The organism is Blastococcus sp. MG754426 (assembly GCF_021699055.1).
Taxonomy (GTDB): Bacteria; Actinomycetota; Actinomycetes; order Mycobacteriales; family Geodermatophilaceae; genus Blastococcus.
The window spans coordinates 1-9,492 of the sequence record NZ_SSXC01000110.1; the positions used below are offsets into that span (position 1 = coordinate 1).

Annotated in this window: 10 protein-coding genes; 5 read left to right on the forward strand and 5 right to left on the reverse strand. The window is 77.0% G+C overall.

Annotation, left to right across the window (positions count from 1 at the left end; translation table 11 throughout):
• The 4 genes from E9549_RS21490 to E9549_RS21505 form a co-directional block, all read left to right on the forward strand.
• On the forward strand, positions 1 to 738 hold a 738-nt coding region (locus E9549_RS21490; RefSeq protein ID WP_236828629.1), incomplete at its 5' end, for an HNH endonuclease signature motif containing protein.
• A gap of 45 nt (positions 739 to 783) precedes the next feature.
• Entirely contained in the window at positions 784 to 1,410 is a 627-nt protein-coding gene (locus E9549_RS21495; RefSeq protein WP_236828630.1) for a precorrin-8X methylmutase, read from the forward strand.
• Positions 1,407 to 2,903, forward strand: a complete 1,497-nt coding sequence (locus E9549_RS21500; RefSeq protein ID WP_236828631.1) for a precorrin-2 C(20)-methyltransferase — start codon at positions 1,407 to 1,409, stop codon at positions 2,901 to 2,903. Before E9549_RS21495 ends, E9549_RS21500 begins: the two co-directional genes overlap by 4 nt.
• A gap of 50 nt (positions 2,904 to 2,953) precedes the next feature.
• Positions 2,954 to 4,228, forward strand: coding sequence for an MFS transporter (locus E9549_RS21505; protein WP_236828632.1), 1,275 nt, complete (start codon positions 2,954 to 2,956; stop codon positions 4,226 to 4,228).
• On the opposite strand, the gene E9549_RS21510 is transcribed toward E9549_RS21505, so the two are convergent.
• Positions 4,213 to 4,830: a flavodoxin family protein gene (locus E9549_RS21510; protein ID WP_236828633.1), complete on the reverse strand. Its 618-nt coding sequence runs from the start codon at positions 4,828 to 4,830 to the stop codon at positions 4,213 to 4,215. The genes E9549_RS21505 and E9549_RS21510 overlap by 16 nt on opposite strands.
• A 43-nt stretch (positions 4,831 to 4,873) precedes the next feature.
• The gene (locus tag E9549_RS21515) at positions 4,874 to 5,611 is read right to left on the reverse strand and encodes a cobalt-precorrin-6A reductase (protein ID WP_236828634.1); all 738 of its coding nucleotides are present in this window, start codon (positions 5,609 to 5,611) and stop codon (positions 4,874 to 4,876) included.
• A gap of 26 nt (positions 5,612 to 5,637) precedes the next feature.
• On the opposite strand from E9549_RS21515, the gene E9549_RS21520 reads away from it, so the two are divergent.
• The gene (locus E9549_RS21520) at positions 5,638 to 6,720 is read left to right on the forward strand and encodes a cobalt-precorrin-5B (C(1))-methyltransferase (RefSeq protein ID WP_236828635.1); all 1,083 of its coding nucleotides are present in this window, start codon (positions 5,638 to 5,640) and stop codon (positions 6,718 to 6,720) included.
• On the opposite strand, the gene cobM is transcribed toward E9549_RS21520, so the two are convergent.
• The 3 genes from cobM to E9549_RS21535 form a co-directional block, all read right to left on the reverse strand.
• A complete protein-coding gene (gene cobM, locus E9549_RS21525; RefSeq protein WP_236828636.1) occupies positions 6,717 to 7,460 on the reverse strand; it encodes a precorrin-4 C(11)-methyltransferase in 744 nt (247 codons plus the stop codon). The two genes, E9549_RS21520 and cobM, sit on opposite strands and share 4 nt — an antisense overlap.
• The gene (gene cbiE, locus E9549_RS24370; protein ID WP_236828637.1) at positions 7,457 to 8,689 is read right to left on the reverse strand and encodes a precorrin-6y C5,15-methyltransferase (decarboxylating) subunit CbiE; all 1,233 of its coding nucleotides are present in this window, start codon (positions 8,687 to 8,689) and stop codon (positions 7,457 to 7,459) included. Before cbiE ends, cobM begins: the two co-directional genes overlap by 4 nt.
• Positions 8,690 to 8,765: 76 nt before the next feature.
• On the reverse strand, positions 8,766 to 9,492 hold a 727-nt coding region (locus E9549_RS21535), incomplete at its 5' end, for a maleylpyruvate isomerase family mycothiol-dependent enzyme (RefSeq protein ID WP_236828638.1).

Genomic DNA, 9,492 nt, shown 5'->3' on the forward strand with positions numbered 1-9,492 from the left:
GAGCCCGACCCCACCGAGGGCCGGTCGTTCACCCTGGTCAAGCACGCCGACGGCAGCGTCAGCGGCCGGTTCGAGCTCGACGCCGTGGGCGGGGAGAAGCTGCAGGCCGCCGTGGAGTCCATCGCGCAGGCCGACCGGCCCGCCGGGGACACCCGCACCCGCGCCCAGCAGTCCGCCGACGCCCTGGTCCAACTCGCCGACAACCAGCGCGCCGCCGGCACCCTGCCGACCCTGCGCACCCACAAGCCGCACGTCGTCGTCCGGGTCGACCTGGAGGACCTCATCGACCCCACCGCCGGGCCCGGCGCGGCCACCCTCGGCTTCGGGGCCACCATCTCCGCCGCCCGGGCCCGCTGGCTGGCCTGCGACGGCGGCATCACCCGCATCGTGCTCGACCCCGAAGGGCAGCCGCTGGACGTGGGCCGCACCCCGGCCCCTCCGCAGGGGCCCGCCGCGAGCCTGCGAGTGGCGGGGGGCGGAGGGGTCCTTTCATTCGCCGGCTGCGACGCCCCCGCCCACTGGTGCGACGTGCACCACCTGGTGCACTGGGCCGACGGCGGGGAGACCTCGCTGGAGAACTCAGGACTGCTGTGCGAACGGCACCACACGAAGGTGCACCACGGGTTCACCATCGTCCGCGACGCCGACGGCCGATGGCGCACCTACCGGCCCGACAGCACCGAGATCCTCGTCCTCCCCCGCATCACCGCCGAACCGGCCAACTCCCGAGCCGGCTGACCGGCCGCGGGCGGGCGGGGGTCACCGACGTAGCCTTCCGGCCCGATGGTGGTCTACGAGTACGAGAAGGACGGCGCCGAGATCTACCGGCAGTCGTTCGCGACGATCCGCGCCGAGGCGGAGCTGGGCGGGCTGCCCGACGACGTCGCGCGCGTGGCGGTGCGGATGATCCACGCCTGCGGTCAGGTCGACCTGGTCGAGGACATCGCCTGGTCCCCCGCCGTCGTGCAGCGGGCGCGCGAGGCGCTCGATGCCGGTGCTCCCGTGCTCTGCGACGCCCAGATGGTGGCCAGCGGCGTCACCCGGCGCCGGCTGCCCAAGGACAACGACGTCGTCTGCACGTTGAACGACCCGCGCACCCCAGGGCTCGCCGCCGAGTTGGGCACCACCCGCACCGCCGCGGCGCTGGAGCTCTGGCGCGACCGGCTGGACGGCGCCGTCGTCGCCATCGGCAACGCCCCCACCGCGCTGTTCCACCTGCTCGAGATGGTCGCCGCCGGTGCCCCGCGGCCGGCCGCCGTCCTCGGCATCCCCGTCGGGTTCATCGGCGCCGTCGAGTCCAAGGAGGCCCTCGCCGCCTCCGACCTCGAGTTCCTCGTCGTCCGCGGCCGCCGCGGCGGGAGCGCCATCACCGCCGCCGCGGTCAACGCGATCGCGAGCGACGTCGAATGAGCGGACGGCTGTACGGGGTCGGGCTCGGCCCCGGCGACCCGGAGCTGGTCACCGTCAAGGCCGCCCGGCTGATCGGCGCCGCCGACGTCGTCGCCTTCCACGCCGCCCGGCACGGCCGCTCGGTGGCCCGCGCGCTGGCCGAGCCCTACCTGCGGGCCGGGCAGGTCGAGGAGCTGCTGGTCTACCCGGTCACCACCGAGACCACCGACCACCCCGGCGGCTACCAGGGCGCCATCGACGAGTTCTACGAGGCGGCCGCCGCGCGCCTGGCCGCCCACCTCGACGCCGGGCGCGACGTCGTCGTCCTCGCCGAGGGCGACCCGCTCTTCTACGGCTCCTACATGCACATGCACAAGCGGCTGGCGCACCGCTACCCCACCGAGGTCGTCCCCGGCGTCACCAGCGTCACCGCGGCCGCCGCAGCGGTCGGGCGGCCGCTGGTCGAGCGCGACGAGGTGCTCACCGTCCTCCCCGGCACCCTGCCCGCCGACGAGCTCGCCGCCCGGCTCACCGCCACCGACTCGGCGGCGGTGATGAAGCTCGGCCGCACGTTCCCGCAGGTGCGCGAGGCCTTCGACCGCGCCGGCGTCCTCGACCGCGCCCTCTACGTCGAGCGCGCCACCACCGACCGCCAGCGCTGCCTGCCGCTGGCCGAGGTCGACCCGGCGAGCGTCCCGTACTTCTCGCTCGCCCTGCTGCCCAGCCCGCTCACCCCGCAGGTCACCGAGCCGGCCCCGGACGCCGACCGGCCGGCCGACGCCGGGGAGGTGGTCGTCGTCGGCCTGGGCCCCGGCGCCCGCAGCTGGACCACGCCCGAGGCCGCCGAGGCGCTCGCCGCCGCCGACGACCTCGTCGGCTACGGCCCCTACCTGGACCGGGTCGCGGTCAACCCGCGCCAGACCCGCCACGCCAGCGACAACCGGGTCGAGGCCGACCGCGCCGCCCACGCGCTCGCGCTCGCGCAGGAGGGCCGCCGGGTGGCGGTCGTCTCCAGCGGCGACCCCGGCGTCTTCGCCATGGCCGCCGCGGTGCTCGAGGTCGCCGAGCGCCCGGAGTTCGCCGGCGTCCCGGTGCGGGTGGTTCCCGGCCTCACCGCCGCCCAGGCGGTCGCCTCACGGGTGGGCGCCCCGCTGGGCCACGACTTCTGCGTCCTGTCGCTCTCCGACGTCCTCAAGCCGTGGCAGGTGATCGTCGACCGGCTGCGCCACGCCGCCGCCGCCGACCTCGTCATCGCCCTCTACAACCCGCGCTCGAAGCACCGCCCGCACCAGCTCGGCGAGGCGCTGGAGGTGCTGCTGGAGGTGCGCCCGCCGGAGACCGTGGTGGTCGTCGGCCGGGACGTCGGCGGGCCGGAGGAGACCGTCCGCGTCACCTCCCTCGGCGCCCTGGACCCCGGCTCCGTGGACATGCGCTGCCTGGTGCTGATCGGCTCCTCGCAGACGCGGGTCACGCCGACGGGCGCGGTGTACACCTCCCGCCGCTACCCCGGCTGACACGCCGCGGCGCGGGAATGCCGCCGGGATCGTTGCCCTTGCCCACCATCGTGGCTCCTCCGACCCTCCGCCGGGACCCGGCGTTCTGGACCGCCGCCGGCCTGCTCCTGCTGGTCCTGGCCGCGTCGGGCGTCCCCACGCCGCTGTACCGCGTGTACCAGGAGCAGTTCGGCTTCGGGCCCGGCACCCTGACCGCCGTCTTCGGCATCTACGCCCTCGCGCTGCTGGCCGCGCTCCTGGTGGTGGGCGGACTCTCCGACCACGTCGGGCGCCGCCCCGTGCTGGTCGGCGGGCTGCTGCTGCAGGCCGCCTCCATGGTCGTCTTCCTGACCGCCGACAGCGTCGGCTGGCTGCTCACCGCCCGCGTGGTGCAGGGCCTGTCCATGGGCGCCCTCACCGGCACCCTGGGGGCGATGCTGCTCGACAACCAGCGGCCGGCCCGGCCGCTGGGCCCGCTGGTCAACAGCGCCGGACCCGGGATCGGGCTCTCCCTGGGTGCGGTGGGCGCGGGACTGGTCGTCGAGCACGTGGCCAGCCCCACCCGCTGGTTGTTCGCCGTCCTGACCGCGGTGCTCCTGCTCGCCGCCGTCGCGGCCACGACGCTCCCCGAGACCTCACCCGGGAGACCGGGCGCCCTCGGCTCGCTGCGCCCGTCGGTGCGCGTGCCCCGCCCGCAGCGCGCGGCGTTCCTCACCGCGCTGCCGGCGATCGTGGCCGCCTGGGCCCTCGGCGGGCTCTACCTCTCGCTGGGGCCGTCGCTGGTCGCCGGGGTCTTCGGCATCGACGACCACCTGGTCGGCAGCCTCCTGGTGCTCGCCATGCAGGGGACGGCCGCTCTCGCGGCGGTGCTGGGCCGTGACCTCGCGCCCGAGCGGGCCATGGTGCTGGGCGCCTCCGTCTTCGCCGTGGGCGTCACGGGCACGATCGCCGCCCTGGTCAGCGGCGCGGTCGCCGTCCTCTTCGCCTCCGCGGTCGTCTCCGGTCTCGGTTTCGGGCTGGCCTTCCTCGGCGCCGTCGCCACCGCCAGCGCCGGGGTCGCCCCGGGCGAGCGGGCCGGGTTGCTGTCCAGCGTCTTCGTCGCCGGCTACCTGAGCTTCAGCGTCCCCGCGGTCGTCGCCGGGGTCGCCGCCGGTGCGGTGGGGCTGGAGACGGTCACCGAGGTCTACGCCGCCGTGCTCGTGGCGCTCTCCCTCGGCGCCGTGCTGGGCGTGCGGCTGCGCCGCCGCGCCGGGGCCGCTGAGGCGGCGGCCGGCGCGGTGGCCGGCGCCGCCCCGGGCGTGCGAGGGCTGGGCAGGACGGCGCCCTCCGCTCAGCGGCCGGGGTAGGGCTGGGCCTTGAGCGCGCGGGCCAGGTGCGCGGCGTTCTCGGCCAGCGTCGCGGTCGTCGAGGCCACCGCCTCGGGGGTCTCGTCGAGGTCCTTGTAGTCGGTGCCGCCCATGGCCTGGTCGTTCCAGTAGGTCGACCCCTGCGCCGGGATGGTGAAGCCGATGTCGTCGAGCCCCTGGAACAGGTCGGCGACGATCTTGTGCGCGCCGTCCTCGTTGCCGACGACGGACACGACGGCGACCTTGCCGGTCACCTCCGGCCGGCCCGAGTCGTCGGTCTCCGAGAGCTCGCCGTCGAGCCGCTCCAGCACCCGCTGGGCGACGCTGCTCATGTGCCCCACCCACGTCGGCGTCGAGACGACGAGGATGTCGGCGGCCATCACCTGCTCACGGATCGCGGGCCACTGGTCGCCCTCCCCCATGTCCACCTCGACGCCGGGCCGCACGTCGTGGTCGACCACGCGGACGACGTCGCCGGTGACGCCGTGCTTGCCCAGCTCACCCAGGATCTGGCGGGCGATCAGGTCGCTGCTCGACGGGGCGGGCGAGGGCTTGAGGCTGCAGACGAGGGCCAGGGCACGGAGAGACGCGGTGTCGGTCATGCCGGTGCACTGCCCCGCCGACCTGCATCGACACACATGACGATCAGATTGCGCGCGACCGGATCCAGTCCCGCGCTTCCCCCACCGTCGCGACGACCGGCACGCCCAGCGGGAGCGCGGGCCGGCGCACCAGCACGACCGGCAGCCGGAGCTCCCGGGCCGCGGTGAGCTTGGCCGCCGTCATCGGGCCGCCGCTGTCCTTGGTGACGACGACGTCGACGGCGTGCGCCCGCATCAGCTCGAGCTCCTCCTCGACGGAGAACGGCCCGCGCGCCAGCACCACGGTGACCCGCCGGGGCAGCGGCGGCTCCGGCGCGTCCACCGACCGCACCAGGCAGTGGCCCGGCACCTCCGCGAACGCGGCCAGCCCCTGGCGCCCGGTGGTCACGAACACCGAGCCGAACCCGGTGACGGCCGCGGCCGCCTCCGCCAGCGAGCCGACCCGGCGCCAGTCGTCCCCGGGCCCGGCCGACCAGCCGGGGCGCTGCAGCCGCAGCAGCGGGGTGCCGGTGACCGCCGCCGCCTCCGCCGCCGCCGCCGTCATCCCGGCCGCGAACGGGTGGGTCGCGTCGACGACCGCCGCCGCGCCCTCCGCCCGCAGCCACGCCACCAGCCCGTCGACCCCGCCGAACCCGCCGATCCGCACCGCCCCCGGTGGCAGCGCCGGCTCGGCGACCCGCCCGGCCAGCGAGCTGACGACGTCGACCCCGTCGGCCACCAGCGCCGCCGCCAGCCGGCGCGCCTCCCCGGTGCCGCCGAGCACCAGCACCCGGCCGGTCACCGGGGGCCGCCGTGCATGCTGGTGCGGTGGCGACGACGACCGGCACCGGCCTGCGCTCGGGCTGGACCACCGGCGCGTGCGCGACCGCCGCGACCACGGCCGCCTACACCGCGCTGCTCACCGGCGAGTTCCCCGACCCGGTCTCGATCCACCTGCCCAAGGACCGGCACCCGGCGTTCGCGCTCGCCACCGAGCACCTCGCCGACGGCGCCGCGACCGCGGGCGTGGTCAAGGACGCCGGCGACGACCCCGACGTCACCCACGGGGCGCTGGTCTCGGTGCGGGTGACCCACGGCGAGCCGGGCAGCGGCGTCACCTTCCGGGCCGGTGAGGGCGTGGGCACGGTGACCAAGCCGGGGCTGCCGCTGGCGGTCGGCGAGCCGGCGATCAACCCGATGCCCCGGCAGTTCATCCGCGAGCACGTCGCCGCCGTCGCGGCGCGGCACGGGGGCACCGGCGACGTCGTCGTCGAGGTGTCGGTGGAGCACGGCGCGGAGCTGGCGCGGCGCACCTGGAACCCGCGGCTCGGCATCCTCGGCGGGTTGTCCATCCTGGGCACCACCGGCGTCGTGGTGCCGTACTCGTGCTCGGCGTGGATCGACTCGATCCGCCGCGGCATCGACGTCGCCCGCGCCGCCGGGCACCGGCACGTCGCCGCCTGCACCGGCAGCACCAGCGAGCGCGTCGTCGTCGAGCGCTACGGGCTGCCCGAGGACGCGCTGCTGGACATGGGCGACTTCGCCGGCGCCGTCCTCAAGCACCTGGGCCGCCACCCGGTGCCGCGGCTGACGGTCGCCGGCGGCATCGGCAAGCTGGCCAAGCTCGCCGACGGGCACCTCGACCTGCACTCGGGCCGCTCCCAGGTGTCCTTGGCCTCGCTGGCCGACCGCGTCCAGGCGGGGGGCGGGTCCCCGGCGCTGGTCGACGGCGTGCGCGGCGCCAACACCGCCCTGGACGCGCTGCAGCAGTGCCGGGCGGCCGGGCTGCCGCTGGGCGACCTGGTCGCCGCCGCCGCCCGGGAGACGGCGCTCGGCGTGCTGCGCGGCGCCCCGGTCGCGGTGGACGTGCTCGTCGTCGACCGCGCCGGCACGGTCGTCGGCACCGCCTAGCCGCGGCACCGCGTCGTCGAGTAGAGGTGGCTGTCGGGGAACTCCCCGGCGGTCAGCACCGAGCCGACGACCACCACCGCGGTGCGCCGCACGCCGGCGGCCTCGACCTGGCCGGCGATGTCGGCGAGCGTGCCGCGCAGCACCAGCTCGTCGTGCCGGCTGGCGCGGGCGACGACGGCGACCGGGCAGTCCTCCCCGTAGGAGGGCACCAGCTCGGGCACCAGTTCCGCGATCCGCTGCACCGCGAGGTGCAGCACGAGCGTGGCGCGGGAGGCGCCGAGGGTCGCCAGGTCCTCCCCCGGCGGCATCGGCGTGGACCGGGCCGAGGTGCGGGTGAGGATCACCGTCTGGCCGACCCCGGGCACGGTCAGCTCCCGCTTCAGCGACGCTGCCGCGGCGGCGAAGGCGGGCACGCCCGGGACGACGTCGTAGGGCACCCCCGCGGCGTCCAGCCGGCGCATCTGCTCGGCCATGGCGCTGTACACCGACGGGTCGCCGGAGTGCAGCCGGGCGACGTCGTGCCCGGCCGCGTGCGCGGCGACCAGCTCTGCGGTGATCTCGTCGAGGTCCAGGTCCGCGGTGTCCACCAGCCGTGCGCCGGGCGGGGCGGTGTCCAGCAGCTCGCGGGGCACCAGCGCCCCGGCGTACAGGCACACCGGCGCCGACGCGATGATCCGCGCGGCCCGCACGGTGACCAGGTCCGCGGCGCCCGGGCCGGCGCCGATGAAGTGCACGGTCACGCCTTCACCGCCGACCAGATCGTCACGGGCATCGCCGCCTTCCAGCCGGTGAAGCCGCCCACGGGGGCGGCGGTGGTGACGGCGAGCCGCACGAGCTCACCGCCGTGCCGGGCGTACCGCTCGGCCAGCGCCGCCTCGCTCTCCAGGGTGACGGCGTTGACCACCAGCCGACCGCCCCGGTGCAGCGCGTCCCAGCAGGCGTCCAGCACACCCGGCGCCGTCGCACCGCCGCCGACGAACACCCCGTCCGGTGTGGGCAGCCCGGCGAGGGCCGCGGGCGCTGCGCCGGTGACGACCTCGAGCCCGGGGACGCCCAGCCGGACGGCGTTGCGGCGCACCCGCGCCGCGCGGTCCGGGCGGGCCTCCACCGCCACCGCCCGGCAGGAGGGGTGGGTGCGCATCCACTCGATGCCGATCGACCCGGCGCCGGCGCCGACGTCCCAGAGCAGCTGCCCCGGCAGCGGGGCGAGGCGGGCGAGGGTGACCGCACGGACGTCGCGCTTGGTCAGCTGGCCGTCGTGCTCGTAGGCGTCGTCCGGCAGGCCGGGCAGGGCGGGCAGCGCGACGGCGCCGGGGTCGGCGGCCACCTCCACGGCAGTGAGCACCAGCGGATCGGTGCCCGGGTGCGGCCAGCCGGCCGCGGTGCCGGTGAGGACGTGCTCGGCGGGCCCGCCGAGCTGCGCCAGCGCCGTGAGCCGGCTGGCGCCCAGCCCGCGCTCGGCCAGCAGCGCCGCGACGGCCGCCGGGGTCGACCCGTCCGAGCCGAGCACCAGCAGCCGCCGCCCCGGGGTGGCGTGCGGGACGACGAGCTCGACGGGGCGGCCGACCACGGAGACCACCTGCGCCTCCTCCACGGCCCAGCCCAGCCGCGCGCAGGCCAGCGTGACCGACGACGGGTGCGGCACGACCTCGACCGCCCGCGGGCCCAGCGCCCGCACCAGCGAGGTGCCGATGCCGGAGAGCATCGGGTCGCCGCTGGCCAGGACGACGACCCGCCGCCCGGGGTGCTCCCGCGGGAGCCCCGCCAGCGCCGGACCCAGCGGCGAGGGCCAGGGCACCCGCTCGGCACCCACCCCGGGCGGGACCAGCGCGAGCTGGCGGGCGCTGCCGCGCAGCACCTCGGCGTCCTCCACGGCCCGGCGGGCACGCGGCGAGAGCCCGTCCCAGCCGTCGGCGCCGACGCCGACCACCACGATCGGGCGGTCCGGGGCGTCCTCGGCGGCGGGCACGGGCGCCGATCCTAGAGCGGGGCGGAGCGCTGCCGTCCGGCCAGGCGGCCGCTGTCCCGGGCCGGGCGGGAGTTGCTCAGAAGGGGACCTGCTGGCCCAGCAGACCGGGCCCGCTCCCCCGGCCCGACAGCACGCGGCAGAACTCGACGGCGTCGAGCTCGACCCGCTCGCCGCCCGTTCCCGACGACCACTGCCCGCCGGCCGGTCCGGTGAGGGTGAGCTCGTAGGGCCGGCCGTGCCGCTGCGCCCACTCGGCCACGACGTCGGCGACCAGGACCCCGTCGTGCCCGGGGGTGAGCTCCGGCTCGCGCCCGGTTGCCCGGCACACGTCGATCCGGTGCATCCAGACGTCGCGGGTCAGGACGACGTCGAGCAGGAAGCCGATCCGCCAGTGCTCCCGGATGTCGCCGTTGACCTGCTCCTCGGGCAGCGTCAGCCGCCCCGCGACCCGGGACAGCCGGCGCCGTCCCCTCAGCGCCCGCGGCGCCGTGTCCTCGAGGGCGGCGGCGATCGCCGGGCCGTCGAGGTCGGCGTGCGCGCGCACCTGCACGGCGGTCAGCGCGTCGATCCCGCCCCCGGCCTTGCCGGCGAGCCGCTGCTGGCGGGCCATCTCCCGCACCGAGGCGGCCATCTCCGCCATGCCCAGCACGTGCGCGGCCATGGCCCGCACGTCCCAGCCCGGGCATTCGGTCGGCCGGTCCCAGTCGTCGGCGTGCAGTTCCCGCAGGACGGCGACGATGCGCTGGTACTCCGTGGCGGCGAGCCGGTAGGCGGCGTCCCTGTCCAGCGCGGCGGACCGCGGG